The 16,271-nt window shown below is 56.7% G+C and carries 13 protein-coding genes and 1 pseudogene; 5 read left to right on the top strand and 9 right to left on the bottom strand.

The window, feature by feature from the left end:
* Positions 1-26: 26 nt before the first annotated feature.
* Positions 27-3,368: a M10 family metallopeptidase C-terminal domain-containing protein gene (locus tag KIN_RS15610; RefSeq protein WP_159808728.1), complete on the bottom strand. Its 3,342-nt coding sequence runs from the start codon at positions 3,366-3,368 to the stop codon at positions 27-29.
* A 368-nt stretch (positions 3,369-3,736) separates the two neighbouring features.
* Here KIN_RS15610 and KIN_RS15605 point away from each other — a divergent pair, with 368 nt between their 5' ends.
* The gene (locus tag KIN_RS15605) at positions 3,737-4,093 is read left to right on the top strand and encodes a MerR family transcriptional regulator (RefSeq protein ID WP_159808726.1); all 357 of its coding nucleotides are present in this window, start codon (positions 3,737-3,739) and stop codon (positions 4,091-4,093) included.
* The gene (locus KIN_RS15600) at positions 4,090-4,875 is read left to right on the top strand and encodes a transporter substrate-binding domain-containing protein (RefSeq protein ID WP_159808724.1); all 786 of its coding nucleotides are present in this window, start codon (positions 4,090-4,092) and stop codon (positions 4,873-4,875) included. Before KIN_RS15605 ends, KIN_RS15600 begins: the two co-directional genes overlap by 4 nt.
* Here the strand turns inward: KIN_RS15600 and KIN_RS15595 are convergent.
* The 3 genes and pseudogenes from KIN_RS15595 to KIN_RS15585 form a co-directional block, all read right to left on the bottom strand.
* On the bottom strand, positions 4,810-6,216 hold the full coding sequence (locus KIN_RS15595) for an alpha/beta hydrolase family protein (protein ID WP_174239129.1): 1,407 nt from the start codon (positions 6,214-6,216) through the stop codon (positions 4,810-4,812). The genes KIN_RS15600 and KIN_RS15595 overlap by 66 nt on opposite strands.
* A 533-nt stretch (positions 6,217-6,749) precedes the next feature.
* A pseudogene (locus KIN_RS15590) lies at positions 6,750-6,860 on the bottom strand (IS110 family RNA-guided transposase); the annotation flags it as partial.
* Between the two features lie 350 nt (positions 6,861-7,210).
* Positions 7,211-8,080, bottom strand: coding sequence for a LysR family transcriptional regulator (locus KIN_RS15585; protein ID WP_159808722.1), 870 nt, complete (start codon positions 8,078-8,080; stop codon positions 7,211-7,213).
* 92 nt (positions 8,081-8,172) lie between these two features.
* On the opposite strand from KIN_RS15585, the gene KIN_RS15580 reads away from it, so the two are divergent.
* The gene (locus KIN_RS15580) at positions 8,173-9,090 is read left to right on the top strand and encodes a DMT family transporter (protein WP_159808720.1); all 918 of its coding nucleotides are present in this window, start codon (positions 8,173-8,175) and stop codon (positions 9,088-9,090) included.
* Here the strand turns inward: KIN_RS15580 and KIN_RS15575 are convergent.
* Entirely contained in the window at positions 8,972-9,814 is an 843-nt protein-coding gene (locus KIN_RS15575) for a DUF898 family protein (RefSeq protein ID WP_279285279.1), read from the bottom strand. The two genes, KIN_RS15580 and KIN_RS15575, sit on opposite strands and share 119 nt — an antisense overlap.
* Before the next feature lie 160 nt (positions 9,815-9,974).
* Here KIN_RS15575 and rpiB point away from each other — a divergent pair, with 160 nt between their 5' ends.
* Complete coding sequence (gene rpiB / locus KIN_RS15570) at positions 9,975-10,424, top strand: ribose 5-phosphate isomerase B (protein WP_159808716.1); 450 nt, start codon at positions 9,975-9,977, stop codon at positions 10,422-10,424.
* Positions 10,425-10,453: 29 nt separating this feature from the next.
* Here rpiB and nrtS read toward each other — a convergent pair whose 3' ends face one another.
* A complete protein-coding gene (gene nrtS, locus KIN_RS15565) occupies positions 10,454-10,744 on the bottom strand; it encodes a nitrate/nitrite transporter NrtS (protein WP_159808714.1) in 291 nt (96 codons plus the stop codon).
* Positions 10,745-11,027: 283 nt separating this feature from the next.
* Positions 11,028-11,174 (bottom strand): hypothetical protein, encoded by a 147-nt coding sequence (locus tag KIN_RS15560; protein ID WP_159808712.1) that lies wholly within the window; start codon positions 11,172-11,174, stop codon positions 11,028-11,030.
* On the opposite strand from KIN_RS15560, the gene KIN_RS22695 reads away from it, so the two are divergent.
* Positions 11,121-11,366 (top strand): aromatic-ring hydroxylase C-terminal domain-containing protein, encoded by a 246-nt coding sequence (locus KIN_RS22695; RefSeq protein WP_373281670.1) that lies wholly within the window; start codon positions 11,121-11,123, stop codon positions 11,364-11,366. The two genes, KIN_RS15560 and KIN_RS22695, sit on opposite strands and share 54 nt — an antisense overlap.
* A gap of 269 nt (positions 11,367-11,635) precedes the next feature.
* On the opposite strand, the gene glgB is transcribed toward KIN_RS22695, so the two are convergent.
* Positions 11,636-13,846, bottom strand: coding sequence for a 1,4-alpha-glucan branching protein GlgB (gene glgB, locus KIN_RS15555; protein ID WP_373281667.1), 2,211 nt, complete (start codon positions 13,844-13,846; stop codon positions 11,636-11,638).
* On the bottom strand, positions 13,843-16,248 hold the full coding sequence (locus KIN_RS15550; protein WP_159808710.1) for a glycogen/starch/alpha-glucan phosphorylase: 2,406 nt from the start codon (positions 16,246-16,248) through the stop codon (positions 13,843-13,845). Before KIN_RS15550 ends, glgB begins: the two co-directional genes overlap by 4 nt.
* Positions 16,249-16,271: the final 23 nt, after the last annotated feature.

The following is a 16,271-nucleotide window of genomic DNA, read 5'->3' as shown; positions in this document are numbered from 1 at the left end:
ACCGTAAGGCCCCTTCCCCCAACTCATCAGATCACGATGAAGTTGTTCGCCGACAGATCCAGATCTGCGCTCAATTGCGCGAACTGTATTGCCTCAACCTCGCCGGCCCCGTCGGCGTCATAAGACAGCGCGCCATCGTCTGTGTCGTAGATGATGCGGTTGTCCATATCTTCGCTGACGCCTGTGGCGCTTTGATAGAACGCGCCGAACGACAGGGCGCCGACCTCGCCGATTTCCGTGAAGATGAGGCTGTCCAGAAGGATCAGGTCATCCTCGACGTTGAAATCCGTGATCCGGTCGACGTTGTCCTCGCCAAGTGCTGTCGAGAACCGGAAGGAATCCTCGCCCCGGCCGCCCGTCATCACGTCAGCGGCCAGCCCACCATCCAACAGATCGCTCCCATTGCCACCATGAAGCCTGTCCTCGCCGGACTCCCCCGGTTGGGCCGGTGCGGGTGGTGCCTCGACAGAGACGTTCAACTCGTAGGTGGACCCTTCCGGAATGGCTTCGGTCCAGCCGCCTTCTTCAGATTCCGGCGTCCAGCTGCCTTCCAGAATGTAGTAAGTCCCGGTTTCCTCAACGACGAAGACGGTGCTTGAGTCCCGGATGCTGGTGGAGCCAGGGTCGCCGCCGCCATCGTCATTCTCGGCCACGATATCACCGTTGCTGTCCAGCAGCCTGACCCAGCTGTCATGGACATTGGGATCAGCAATGCCATCAATATCGATTGAGATGACAGTCCCGGCGGCCAGATCAATGCTGTAATATCCGCCCAAACCATTGCCTGTGGCATTAACGGTGGTGTGCGGCACCGTCGTTGAGTCGAAAATGTCCGGATCTTCCGTCAGAGAGAAGTTGTCCGAGATGTCGAAGGCCGTTGCGATCGAATTGTTCGTCGCGTCAGGCCCAAGCGTAGTGTAGCCGCTGCCCATGCCGATTGTGGGTGGCGCATCGCCTTGATACGCGAAATCACCAAGCAGCGTATCATCGCCACCGCCGCCTCTGATCCGGTCGTCACCGCCCTGACCCGTCAAAACGTTGGCGGCGCTGTCACCTCTCAACCGGTCGTCAAATCCCGAACCGGCGAGATTTTCGATTGATTTATAGGTGTCGCCTTCGGACCCATCGCGCCGCAGGTTCAGTCGAACCCCACTGATCGCATCTGCATAATCCGCCGTATCGCTGCCAGCGCCACCATTCAGAATGTCAGCGCCGCCGCCGCCCGTCATGATGTCGTCACCTGACCCGCCGGACAATTCGTTGATACCATCATCGCCGATAAGATGGTCGTCAAAATACGAGCCAACGGCGTTTTCCAAATCGACAAGGATGTCGTGGCGGATCGTTGTGCCGCGCCCGACGATCTGGACGGGGCCATCCGCGTCGCCGCCTGTGGCTGTGCCACTCGCAAGATCGACCGTCACCCCGCTGGAGCTTCCGGCGTAGACAACCGTGTCAGTGCCCTCACCGCCATCAATATAATCCTGGCCAGAGCCGCCGATCATCGTATCGTCGCCACCCTCGCCATAGAGAATATCGCCGTCATTGCCGCCATCGAGGGTGTCATCGCCATCGCCGCCGGTGAAGTAGTCACCGCCACCCTGGCCCCAGAAATGGTTCGCCGCGGATGTGCCGACGAAACGGTCTATCCGGTCGTCAGAGCCGATCAGGTTCTCGATGCTGTAAAACGTATCGCCCGATGCCGTGCCACCGCTGGCAAAATTCATTTCGAGGTTTACGAGCAGTTGGAACGGGCTTTCGCCGCTGTAGTCAACGGTGTCGATGCCATCACCGCCCCGGAAGATGTCGATGCCTTCCTGCCCGCGCAACATGTCGTCGCCGTCGCCACCATCAAGGATATCATTGCCTTGTCCGCCGAGGATGGTGTCGTTTCCGGCCCCGCCGTAAAGGGTATCATTCCCATCATCACTCTCGGTCTGGTCCTCAAGATCCTCGATGGCGATCGTGTTGTTGATGTCGCGGCTGGCAAGGGAGTCGCGGCCACCTATGATAAGATCGTCACCGCCCATGCCAAAGATCGTGTCGTCCCCTGCGCCGCCATCGAGCGTTTCGCTGCTGTCGTCGCCGAAGATGATGCTGGTCAGGGTGTTGTCGCCGACACTTGGGAGTTCCTCTCCACCATTGTCATCTGGCTGCGGCGTCGTTCCGTCGACATAAATGATATTCTCGACGTTGGCGATTTCCTCAATGTCGAGATCGCGCGACATCAAAACGACCGTGTCGTTGCCGCCGTTCTCTTCCTCCCGCACGATGTCGTCGAGGGAGTCCACAAAGTAGACATCGTCGCCACCGTAACCTGCCATTCGGTCGCCACCACCACGGCCGTCGAGAACGTTGGCGCTGTCATTGCCGATCAGAATATCGTCATGGTCACTGCCGATACCGTTTTCGATGTAATACTCGGTCTCATCGGTGTTGTGTCCGTCGAAGATCGATACGTTGTTGTTGTGACCATTGACGCTTGAGAACTGCCCGGCCCGCAGATCAAGAATTGTGCCTGCCGTCGAGCCAGAGAAATCGACCGTATCGGTTCCGCCCGTGTCATGAATAACAAATCCGATGTCGCGCTGCATTCCCGATGACGTCAGTTCGTATCCATATTCCGTGCTGTTGAAACCATAGACGTTGTCGCCAGTATTGAGGTCGATGGTTTCATATGTCCGCACGCCGTCCTCATCAACGGTCGAGAAATAGCGCCGAATGACGGCTTCGATATCCGCGATAAGCGGCGTTGACGCCGACCAGCGGGTTTCTTCGCCCACGTCAATCCCGTCGAAATAGGACATGACACTGTATTGCTGCCTGTCGTAGGTCCACGTCGCATTGTTCAGATAGTTGATCTGAACGCCGCCGGGACCGCTGTAATTGTAGAGGCCCGGGTGATTCAGACCGAACTCATGACCGAATTCGTGAACAAAGGTATCAAAGACGTAGCCACCGATATCCGTCAGATTGGGTTCAGTATCATGGAAGCGCTGACCGACACTGACATACCGGTTGCTCGAAAAGGCGCTGCCATCACTCGGCTCGCCAATCTCGGGGCTAACAATCTGCATCCAGTCGGTTTCGGGATCGAAAGGCGCATCGTCCACAATCTCGAACTCCAGAGGTGTGACGGAGGCCCACATTTCAAGGGCACCAACCGCTGCGGCTTGATAGTCGGGATGATTGTTGAGTTCTTCTACATTGATCACCAGCGGTTCCGCGGCAAGATCCGGCGACAGGCTGCGGGGCAGCGCGCCGAGGTAGTCGAGATAAGCATCGTAATCTTCGCTTTTCCCATAGGGGTTGTCTGGGGTCTGATCGTTAATCCACCATTGGTCATTAATTTGGGTTTGAGACGGCATTTTCCGCACTCCCTGTGTCAATAATTAAGGCCCGTTGAAGGCCAATATGTTTTTGGGGATCGCCAACTCTGAAAAGTGCCCTGCAGCGCATGTGCAGGACTTGGCATCGCGTTAATAATGGCTTGGTATGGTAAAGGAGACTAATATCTTACCCGTGAAGTGTTTTTCATATTCGCATTGAATTCAACATGGTAAACGAGCATTCCGGCCCATCAGCGGAAATTAGCCCGCCGCGACACCCGCTTCGAAAGGCTGAGATACGAGCATCCCTGCCACTAAGGGCTTAACCGCACATTTCTGATCAACGCGCATTGACTTAGAGTTCCTCGAACACGCTACGAAGGACTGCAAGAGGAGGCTTGATTAAGATGAAAATTGCAGAGGCCGCGAAGTCCAGCGGGCTGTCGGCGCATACCATTCGATATTATGAAAGCTCCGGTATGCTCCCGGATATTCCGCGCGGTTCTAGTGGACACCGCGAGTTTACGCAGCGTCATATTGAATGGATGACATTACTCTACTGGCTGCGCGAGACGGGAATGTCGTTGAGGCAAATGCGCCGTTTCACAACGCTCGCAAAATCAGGCGATGCCGGGATCACCGAGCGACGGCAAATTCTGCTGGAGCATGCAGACACGCTGAAAGCCAAGCGCGCAAATCTTGAAAAATGTGAGCGTATTCTGGCCGTGAAAATTGCCAGCTATGACGACGGAAAGATCCCATGAAATTCGCCTATCTCATCGAACCACCATTCAATTACGTTGACGCCAGAGGTCACGTCACCGGATGCGATGTCGAATTGGCGAGATATATTTGCAAAGACCTGAACGTGAAATTCGAGCCTGTCGAGACCGAATTTGCGCAACTCTTACTAGGTATTTCAGCGGGGCTCTGGCATATGACCACCGGGCTTTTTGCAACGGACGAGCGTCGGGAAACCGCGAGCTTCAGTCGTCCGATCTGGGCTTTGTCAGATGGACTGCTCGTCCGCGAAGGCAATCCTTTGGACCTTGGCGGATACCGTTCGGTGGCTGGACATGGTGACGCTCGTATCGCTGTTGTCCGAGATCAGGTTCAGCATCGTTCCGCGATCCATCTTGGTGTTGCCGAACACCAGGTCGCAGTGTTTGAAACATACACGGAGGCGGCGAAAGCGGTACTGCAGGGAGATGTCGACGCCTATGCCAGCGTAGCGCGGGCGCATAGCGGTTTTCTCAATCAGAACCCCGATTGGCCGGTGGAATTGGTTCGGGTGCCGCCGTCAGAAAAACCTCCAGCTTTTGGCTGTTTTGCGTTCGCCTTGCAGGACGATGAGTTAAGACGTGACGTCGATGCCGTACTGGAAGCGTTTTTGGGAACATCCGCACACCGGGATATGATCGCACCCTTTGGATTTTCGGATGCAGAGGTGGAGCTTATCTGCCCACCCCTGCAATCGCAATCAGACGCCGCGCTTGCGCCGCACAAAGCCGAGGCCACCAAGAGCGAGCCCCAGCATCCAGACTGACGCAGGCAGCGGAACCGGAGCCAGCGTTGCACCCAGAACCTCGTAGCGCAGGCCATCAGCCGTGCCTTCCCCGAAGCCCGTCCAATAGCTGTGATCTTCCCCAAAGGTGCCGTCCTCGTTCACAGACCAGACGCCATCGCTGCCAATCTCCAGCAGGTCCAGATAGGCCACCTTATCGGCATCACCTTTCAGTTCGACGTCCAGCCAAGATGTCACAAAATGCTGCGCGACATTGTTCATGAAGACCGAGTCCCACACTGCATCCGTGTAGTGTTCCGAGACGTTGAACCCGAGACTTTCATTGAAATAGAAGCTCTCTTCCGGGGCGGGGATCGGGGCGGCGGTGTTATGGCCGCCTCCGTCAAATGTCAGCAACGCGCGGTCTACGCTTGTGGCGCCTTCCCAGATCGCGCGCACGCCCTCTTCATAGAGCGAGGTCTCGTCCTCCGAGCCTGCGATGAACAGCATCGGAACCTCGATCCCTGCCAGCCCTTCGGCGTCCCAGAACCCGGTGTTCATGCCCCATGGCCCGATCGCAACGGCTGTCTTGATGCGGGGATCAGGAAGCGCCTCGTGGGTCTCGCTGCCCGCCTGATGGATGCCCAGCGTGCCTTGTGGCGCACCCCATGGATAACCAACCGAGGTTTCCGTCACACCGCCGCCAGCGGTGATGATCGCACCATAGCCCCCCATGGAATAGCCAAGCAGACCGGTGTTTTCCGCATCGATAAGTCCAGACAGGTCCGAGGTCGGATCGTCATTGATCCGAGCCATCTCGTCCAGAACGAACAACTGATCCAGCGACCGGTTCACCAGCGTTGATCCAAACGCGGCCTGCGTGCGGTAGGTCGAATCCGTATGATCAATGGACGCCACGACATACCCCTTGGAGGCGATGTTTTCTGCAAGATGAGACATCAGGAAACGGTTTCCGGGATAGCCATGGCTCATGATCAGCAGCGGAAGCGGCTCGCTTGTGTCCGCCGGGGCCGCATCACGCATTGCCCGACCTTCAAGGGTCACTTCCGTCGTTCCGTCCCGCAGATAGGCTTTGAGAGATGTGTCACCCGTCGCCCCCTCGGCTGCAGGGTACCACATCTCAACCGTCAGGGGGCGATCGTATCTCGGAAACTCTGTGGGCGTCTCGCCGGTTGGATCAACAGCCAGAATGTCGATCTGATCCTGATTAACCAACTCAATCTGTCGGACCCCCACAGGCAGGTCGCCATAAGCGGCAAGTTCGGGCGCATCCCGCGATTGACCGTCGATCCGGTTCTCAGCTGTTAGAGGGGCTGCGGTTGCGACGGCTATGACGGCGGTTGTCAGGGCGATCTGCTTCATTCAGTTTTCTCCTCGGAGCTTCGTTGATTTCAGAGAATGTGCACCGTTTAAAAACCAGCTCGCTGCTTGGGGGTCTTCCAAAGCAGGCGTTCGCAACAGTTGCATGACTGATCGTGATATCCCACCCGCGAACTTACGGGGTTCTTGTCACCGGCGTCGACTGAATTCAGCGGCCCGTCTCACCACCAACACGGAAGCTGCCATTGGCGCAACCGCAGCGAAAGCCCGCTTCTCTAATCGGGCGTTTGGGTCAAGTTCATTTCATCTTTTCATTTCCGTGCTGTAGGGATCGTTGTCTCTCATCCGGGTCACACTTCTCTTCGCAGTCATTGATGGTCCGGTTCGGTTGGACCGCTGCATGCATGTGTCGGATTGGGTGTGGAGCGCCCCACTTAGTCTCGCGCTTCAAGTTGCGCAGTGAGCTTTTTCGGCGTCATCTATTACCAGGCAGGGCATGTTCAGATGCCCGAGAGGGCACAGACCTCGTCCGGTGAGGGACGATCCCGTCTTTGGCTTCAGGAAGGGGTATCAGGTCATGCAATTCCCTCCATTTTCCCATGACGGAACTCGGTGTTGTCAGCCCACATGCGGTGCATGATGACGGCCAGCTTTCTGGCAACGGCGACCAGAGCACGGCGGCGGCCTTTGCGGCGCATCAGGCGTAGGCCCCAGCTCTTGATTTCGGAACTCGCAACAGAGCGCTCAAAGATGTGTTTGCCGTCAGCGCCAATCACGCAGACAGCCACCGACCGCAACGACACATCCAAACCCGCATAGTAATCCATTTCGTTCTCCTCAAATTGCAGAAACATCCTGCAACTCTATCAAGAGCCTGACCCATCAACCCGGTCAGCCCGATTACCCATGCTTCGTCCCGCACTTCTGTCATCTCCAGGAGTTTTGGCTCCGCTGCATCGCCGCAGGTCCCCTCTGAACCCCAAAGTGCATAATGCTGCACCATGCAACAATGTCCGCAATACAGAGAGCGAATGGACTATAGCGATTTCTGCCAGTCCGCAAAATCATGCGCTTGATCCTTCAACCACCCAGCAAACGCCTGTGCTGGCACGGAAACGTTCGATCGAGACATAAGGAAGTAGTCCTGGCTGTCCAAACGCGGTCCATCAACGCCGACCAACGCCCCCGTTTTCAGTTCATATTCTGCAATGACATCATCGGCCACAGCCATTCCCAGCCCCAAACGCGCCGCCTCAACAGGCAAGTCGCATCTGTTCAAGGTGATCGTCGGCGTGGCGTCAGGATAGGGTAGCCCCGCTTCCGAAAACACGAGCCTCCACCAGTGATCATCCGCTTCGTGTATCAATGTACCGCCCGCAGCCTCAGCCAACGTAGAGATGCCCAAACTTGGCGTTGACACAAGAATGGTTCTTGGCGAGACCAGACGCTGGCGTTTAAAGCCCCAGTAGTCCGCAAACCCCCAGACAATGGCCATATCGGCAGTGGGTGAGATAACCCTTGGTGGATCGTGATGGGTTCGGATGTTCAGCGAAAGCTGGAGGTCTCTGAAAGAGTCTTCACACAATCGCGGCAAAATCCACTGCCGCAGAAACGTGGCTTCAACGTCCAGCGTCACGGTGGGTCTGCCGGGCGTTTGCTCTGCTTTTTCCGTTGTAAGGTGCCTGAAACCCTCTGTCACCCTTTGCGCATATCGCGTGCCTGCCTCTGTCAGAGACACCGCGCGGTGCGACCGGTCAAACAGATCAAACCCAAGATCATCTTCAAGCCGTCGAATAGCCCGGCTGATCGCAGCAGGGGTCACGCCGAGGGCGTTGGCGGTTTTGGAAAAGCTCTGGTGCCGTGCAGCTGCTTCAAAGGCGCGAAGGGCGGTGAGATTGGGGAGCATACCCCAACATTACAAAAAGTAATGCAAAAGGGAAGAATGATCGTTTGAGAAATCAGATAGCAACATTGAGGTTGAGGAAAACAGGACCTGCCATGCCGCTTTCACATCTTCTTTTTGTTGCATCCGCCTTCCTACTCGCACTTGGCTCCGTTTTGGCAAAATATCTGCTTTCCTTGGATAGCAGCCCAACTTCTGCAATCGACCCTCTGCCATTCTTAACGCTGCAACTGATCGGAGGTGTTGTCTTCTTGGTCACCGTTCGGCTCGCAAAAGGATGGAGAATGGAGCCCTTTGCGCATTTGGTTCGCCCTGCCTTTGCAGGAATCATTCTTGGCGCTGGCTCAGTTGGGACAATCATGGCGCTCGCTCTGGTTTCGGCCAGCGAGGCATCTGTGGTCTTTGCAACGCAGCCGGTTTTGATGCTGGGGCTGGCATGGGTGCTTTTGGGTGAGCGGTTCAGTCCGGCGGTGGCCATATTGTGCTTCGCAGCCGTCGGTGGGGTTATCGTCATTGTCGTGGGTGGCTCGACGGAGGCGTCTCCCTTTCGGTTCGCCGGGCTTGCGTTTGCGCTGATGTCGACTGTCTGTGCCGCGATCTACACAGTCTGGATGCGAGGCCTGAGCGGTAAACTTGATTTCCTTACTGCCCTGATCGTGGTTCAGGCGACAGCTTTCATTCTTTCCGCTGTAATCTGGGGAGGTGCGGCTTGGGCCGGGCTTGCCCCTACTCGGATCGGAACCCCATTCCTCGTTGGATCAGCCCTTGGAACCGGAGCAATTTACTATGGCGCGGCTTTCTACGTTTATCTGATCGGCTTGCAGAAAACCGAAGCGTCAAAAGCAGGCATCTACCTTAGCCTTGTGCCCGTCTTCGCCATTGGGCTTGCCTGGGTCATACTCGCGGAGCGTCTGGGTGTCTTGCAATGGATAGGTGCCGTGATCGTCGTCGTCGCGGTCGCACGGATTTCAGCGATTTCCAGCACAGATAAAAACACGACAGGCAGTACATAGCAGGACCACACAAAAAGCGGACATCTAGCCGCGAACGGCAGATGGCCGCTTTGTCCCGCTTTGGAGTCCATGAACGCCCTGCAGCTGCAGGTCCGCTTTGAGACCAGATCACGTAAACGGCGGCTGAACACCCCAAGATAAGCGCCAATAGAACGATCTGCGCGGTACTGTCTGTCATCAGCGCCATGAGGGCGCTCATATCCATGTTGGCTAAACCGTCGCGGAAGATGGTGGTGATCCCATAGGTCGCCGCCCCCCAAAACAGCCCGACCACCAACAATCCGAAGACGAATGTCTTGACGATCTTCGTCTCGGCGGGACGCGCGACAAGCGTCATTCCACCGACCGTTTTCTGGTTTGTCAGACGGCGAAAACTGATTGCGCGGAAATAGGCCCAGCCTGCAATCATCGAAGGTACCGTGAGATAAAGACCGTAGAGCAAATTTTGCTCTAAGCTGCAGCCCAGCACAATTAGAAGAACCGACAGCACCGCCCCGCCGTTCTCAGAATAGAGAAACCGGAAGCTCAGGAACATCAAGACGCTGTTCACAACGGCGATGTAGAAGCCCAAAAAGGCGATGACCACGAGGAAGCCAAGAAATTTTTCGGAGCCGCGCCCTGCATATTCCAGCGGGTCACCCCCAATTTTGATCGATGACCAATACCAACGGCGCAGCCGCGTCTTCATCCAGGGCCGGTACACACCGAATGTTGCGAGCGTCAGCGGGGCCGTCTTGAGCGACAGTAAAACACGGCAGTATGCGATCCCGGGTTGATATGCCGCTCATGTTATTGCTCGAAGGATACTGGAAATACCGTTACACAAAGCGCCAAACCAAACACGGCCAGACCGCGACATGTCTTCGGGAAACGGGAAGATCTCTATGACTGCAAAGAACCGCGTTGTTTTGTCCAGTGATCACGCTGCCATTGAACTTAGGCAGAGCGTGGTCACGCATATCAAGGCCCAAGGATGGGATGTGGTCGATATCGGACCAACAACCCCTGAAAGCACACATTATCCCACCCATGGCGAGGCCGCCGCGCGACGGGTTGCGTCCGGCGATTGCCAGCTCGGCATTATTCTGTGCGGCACAGGTCAGGGCATTATGCTCGCGGCAAACAAGGTCAAAGGCATCCGGTGCGGTGTCTGCGCGGATACCTTCTCTGCCCGTATGATCCGACAGCACAACGATGCGAACATGCTCTCGCTTGGGGCACGCGTGGTGGGTGAAGGACTGGCCTTGGATATAGTGGATGCGTTTTTGACCGCTGATTTCGAAGGAGGCCGACATGCGACGCGGGTCGAAATGATCGAAGCGCTCGAAAACTAGCGGTTGTTCGGCCGCCTGATCGACAGGGATCATGGCGGCGACCATGCGTCTTTGTTCAAAAATGGCGAGAACCGACGGATCGTCGAAACAGTGTAGGGCATAAGGAAGGTCAGAAGCACTCGTGCCCAATCGCCCGGCGACATGCTGCCCGTTACAATGCTGCCGTCATGATTTATCGCAGCCAAGACATGCCCGACGATGCGCGGCATAAATGCCGCGCGGCGAACCACGGACCGGCGGATCGCCAAAACGCAGGACGCCGGTGGTTTCCACGCATTGGGCTCATCCCCGTGCCACGCGTTGTTGAGCAGGTTTTCCAATGCGTCGCGCTCTTGGGCACGCTGGTTGAAGTGCGGGTTCTCTAGCGTGATTTCGATCGCGTGGGCTATGGCATACCCAAATCTTTGAGAGAGGTCGGAACACCAGCAAATTTCGCGATCTGAAAAACACTCTGGCTGGTTTGTCCGACTTGGTCGCACGTCGCAGGGCATCCATCGCGTGCGGGGTCGCTGGCGCGTTGTACGCAAGTGCGTCGGGCAGGACGAACATGTGTGTGTCAGCGTGCGGCAGATCAAAAGACCCGCGCAACACATGGCAAAGCTTTTAGTGCAAGGCCACGCCACCGTCCCCAAGACACAATGCGCACAGCCATGCGCCATAGAGCGCATCGGACCGCACATCGATGTCCGTAGGGCAATTCCGCACGCGACTAAGTGTGCTGGCCATCTTCGCGATGCTGTCTTCCGCCATCAGCGACAGAACCGGGTTCGCCTCTTGCGCATAAGCGGCACGACCGACAGCGGCGCGCTTCTGGTCCGGCCTGACTTACACGTCGCGTATCGTGCGGATGCATACTGCAAAAGCGCGTCAACGGATTTGGTACAGGCCATGTCCGTTATTCTGGGTCGGACATCTGGACAGCAGGTCCAGGCAGCTGAGTAAGGCCACCTCTTGCAAAGCAATGCCTCCAAAGGCGGGCACGCCTTGGGTAGAAACGGTCTTTCAGTTTTCCGGGGTTACGGATGCGTGCCTCGTTTTCTGAAAAACTGTATTTCGTCGTAAACGTCTTCATATTGGTGAAGCTCTGTTTCTATGAGCCTACCTGATCTTTCAGCGTTCTCGTCGAGCCGAGGAAACGCACCGCAACGGGCGACCTTAAATTAAAGCGGTGCGCATAGGTCCTCTCGCAGTTCCGGTTGCGATGGTGAAACTCAGATATTCCGCTTGAGAAACAGCGTCGCATTCCCGGGAAGATCGAAGGAAATCGAATGCTCTTGGCCGCTCCACGCAACTTGTTCGGCTTCGTGGGATCGCGCGCCTTCGCCCGCCCCGCCAAACTCCTCGGCATTGCTGTTCAAAACGATGTCCCACGTTCCGTCATTGGGCACGCCCAATCGGTAGCCGTTACGCTGGGTGGGGGTCATATTGCAGACTACAATCACCGCGTCTTCGCCGTGCGTGCCTTGCCGCACCCAGGCATAAACGGAGAGCTCCGATTGATTGACCTCAAGCCAATAAAACCCGGACGGATCGCAGTCATTGGCAAAGAGGGAAGGCGTCGCCACATAGAGCGCATTCAACGCCCTAACCCATTTTTGCATACCGCTGTGCCAATGGTTTTCTAGCAAGTGCCAATCCAGCGATTGGTCATGGTTCCATTCGGCGCCTTGTGCAAACTCCTGCCCCATGAACAAAAGCTTCTTGCCGGGATGGCCCCACATGAAGCCGTAATAGGCACGCAGTCCAGCGAACTTGTCGAAGCCATCACCGGGCATCTTGCCCAGCATCGAACCTTTGCCATGCACAACCTCGTCATGACTGATCGGCAGCACGAAGTTTTCGGAAAACGCGTAGGTCAGGCCGAAGGTCATCTCATGGTGGTGGTGTGAGCGATGAATCGGATCGCGCGACATATATTCCAGCGTGTCGTTCATCCAACCCATGTTCCATTTAAAGCCGAAGCCAAGCCCGCCCTGATCCACAGGTTTGCTGACCCCGGGAAACGATGTACTTTCCTCGGCGGCCATGATGATGCCAGCATCCGCGTCATAGACCAGCGCATTCGTCCGTTGGAGGAAAGCGATCGCCTCAAGGTTTTCGCGGCCGCCATCCTTGTTGGGGATCCATTCCCCTTCCTTGCGCGAGTAATCACGGTAGAGCATTGATGCGACGGCATCCACGCGCAGGCCATCGATGTGAAATTCCTTGATCCAGTAAAGCGCGTTGGCGCAGAGGAAGTTTTGCACTTCTCGGCGGCCATAATTGTAGATCAGCGTGTTCCAGTCTTGATGAAATCCTTCCTTCGGATCCGCATGCTCGTAGAGCGCAGATCCGTCAAATTGACCAAGGCCATGAGCATCCGTGGGGAAATGCCCGGGGACCCAATCCAAAAGAACACCCAAGCCCGCAACGTGGCATGCATTCACGAACGTGCGGAACTCATCGGGCGTGCCGTACCGGATGGTCGGCGCAAAAAGACCGATGGGTTGATAGCCCCATGACCCGTCAAACGGATGCTCCGACACCGGCATCAGCTCGATATGCGTGAAGCCCATGTCGCGCGTGTAGCTTACCAGTTCAGTGGCAAATTCCAGATAGCTGAGCGGGCGGTTGCCGTCTTCAACCTTGCGGCGCCACGACCCAAGATGGACCTCGTAGATTGAAATTGGTTTATCATGGCGATTGCGGGAGGCACGGGTGTTCATCCACGCGTCGTCGCTCCATTGAAACCTGTTCAAGTCGCGGACAACAGATGCGGTCGCTGGTGGATGCTCTGACCCGAACCCCACCGGATCAGCCTTGAGCGGCAAGATCGCCCCTGCTCCGTCGCGAATTTCGTATTTATAGATGCAACCTTCGCCCAGCTCAGGGATAAAGATTTCCCAAATGCCAGTAGAGCCCCGCGCGCGCATCACATGGCGGCGCCCATCCCATTGGTTAAACGCGCCAACGACTGATACGCGCGACGCAGCTGGCGCCCATACCGCGAAATGTACGCCGGATGCGCCTTCATGGGTCATAGGATGCGCACCCATTCTGTCCCAGAGTCTCAGGTGGGCACCTTCGGCGATCAGATACTCGTCCAGCTCCCCTAGCACGGGGCCAAACCTGTAAGGATCGTCCTGCTCCCACACGGTTTCGCCACTATGCGCGCGCAACCGATACGCGCCAGTGGCGATCGATTTGCGCACGTAGCCGGAAAACAGGCCACGCCCATCCAACCGGTCCAGAGCCGCCTCCACCTTGCCTGTCTTTCCATTCAGAACATCGACGCGGTCTGCACCTGGCAGAAAGGCCGTCACACTCCACCGTCGCCCGTTCTTGTGCGGACCCAGAACGGAGAACGGATCACCCATCGCACCCGTCAACAGCGCCTCTGCGGTGGACGCATCGAAGGTTGGTGTATAGGTCGGCGTGGTCACGTCGTATCCCCCAAGAGCGATTCAACGCCCCAGACATCCCTCGCGTACCCCTTGATGGTGCGATCGGACGAGAACCATCCGGACCGAGCGGTGTTCAGGACCGCCATCCGTGCCCACGCATCCCGGTCGGCAAAGCCTTGGTCGACTTGGCGCTGTGCATCCCAGTAGGCATCAAAATCGGCGGCGACCATGAAGTAGTCATCGCGCAGTAGCTTCTCCAGCACGGGTCGGTGCCGGTTCGGCTCACCCGGTGAGTAAAATCCGGTTTGGATCTGCTCAATGACCTCTTTCAGGACAGGACTGCGGTCAATGTGGGCTTGTGTGACGTAGCCGTCTCGGGCGGCCTGCACCTGATCAGCGGTCATGCCAAAAATATAAATGTTGTCTTCGCCGACGTGGTCGCGAATTTCGACATTCGCCCCGTCGAGAGTGCCAATGGTCACCGCGCCGTTCAACGCAAACTTCATGTTCCCGGTGCCCGATGCCTCCTTCCCGGCGGTTGAAATCTGCTCGGACAGATCTGCCGCTGGTATCAGGATTTCGGCCATGGAAACGTTGTAGTTCGGGGGATAGATTACTTTGAGCCTGTCCCCGATAACCGGATCTTCGTTGACAGATTTGGCAATGTCGTTGATCAGCCAGATGATATTTTTGGCGTCTAGATAAGCAGGGGCTGCCTTACCACCGAAAAACTTGACCCGCGGTGTCCAATCTTCGTCGGGGGCGCGGCGGATCGCGTTTGCAAGTGCTGCGGTTTCAAGCGCGTTCATCAACTGGCGTTTGTATTCGTGAATGCGTTTGATCTGAATGTCGAACATGGCGTCAGGCGAAATCTGCACGCCCATCGTCTCGGCCACCCAATCCACCAGACGCTGCTTGTTTTCCTGTTTTACAGCCATGAACCGGATTCGGAATGCAGCGTCATCGGCCAGTGGGGTAAGTTGTTCCAACTGCTCCAGATCGTTGACCCAACCGGTCCCGATGGTCTCGTTTAACAGGGTGCGCAGGCCCGGGTTGCAGCCATGCACCCACCGACGCGGTGTAACGCCATTGGTCTGGTTCAAGATGCGATCAGGATAGACGGCATGCAGATCGCTGAAGACGGTCTGCTTCATCAGGTCGGTATGGAGTGCCGAGACACCATTGACACGCCGCGCACAGGTGAACGCAAGCGTCCCCATATTGACGGAGCCATTGTCAACGATGCGCGGGGCGACACCTGTTTCGGATTTCTTGACATCGCGGCTCAAGCGATCATCGATCCGCTCAATCAATTGCATATGACGGGGCAAGACCTTGGTCATCAGCCCGACGTCCCACGCTTCCAGCGCTTCGGGTAGCAAGGTGTGGTTTGTGTAGTTCAACGTGCCCTGCGCAATATCGAACGCGTCTTCGAAGGACAGCCCGTGGATGTCGGTCAACTGACGGATCAGTTCCGGTCCAGCAATCGCCGGGTGTGTATCGTTCATCTGGATCGCAACTTTGGACGGCAGGGCGCGCAAATCACCATTATGGGCAAGAAACCGGCGCATCAGGTCCTGAAGGGAGGCTGAGGTGAAGAAGAATTCCTGCTTCAGACGCAACTCCTTCCCGATCTCGGTGCTGTCATCCGGGTAGAGCACACGAGAGATCGTTTCCGCCAAAACCTCGGGCGCGGCCGCCTGCATATAGTCGCCCCGGTTGAACGGATCGAGATCGAAGATCTTTTTCGGTTTCGCAGACCAAAGGCGCAGCGTGTTGGTCCAGCTTGCCTGCCACCCCGGTACGGGCGTGTCATAGGCCTGCGCCATAACGACGTCAGACGGTGTCCACTGCGCACGGCTTCCGGTTTCCGTGACCTGCCCGCCGAACCCGATATCGTAGGTGCATTCCGAGCGCTCGAATTCCCAATTGTGCTGATGGCGCAACCAGTCTTCGGCCATTTCGACCTGCCGGCCGTCTTCAAAGGACTGATGAAACAAACCGTGCGCGTAGCGTATGCCATAACCGTATGCGGGAATTCCCAGACAAGACAGACTGTCGAGAAAACACGCGGCGAGCCTTCCGAGCCCACCATTTCCAAGTGCGGCATCGGGCTCGTCGTTCACAACCTCAGCAAAGTTCACGCCATACGCGGCCAGTGCCTCCTTGGCTTCTTCTTCGAGACCAAGGTTGTTGACGGCATCTTCAAGAATCCGCCCCAGCAGAAACTCCATCGACAAATAGTAGACCCGCTTGCGGTCCTTCGCGTAGGTGCGATGGGTTGCGTCAAACCAAGGGGTCACCAGCTTGTCGCGGACAGCGCGTGACAGGGCGAGCCGCCAGTCCGTGATCGACGCCGCGTCTGGCGTCTTGCCCACGCTGTGTGCGAGGTGAAACTCAATTGCACCCGCAAGCGAGCCCGTGTTTTTTAAATCTTTCATGCTCGTTTCCGTCAGGGTCATGT

The organism is Litoreibacter roseus, assembly GCF_009811795.1.
GTDB lineage: Bacteria > Pseudomonadota > Alphaproteobacteria > Rhodobacterales > Rhodobacteraceae > Litoreibacter > Litoreibacter roseus.
Note: the sequence above shows the minus strand (reverse complement) of the source record. Positions and strands in the feature narration are given on the sequence as shown.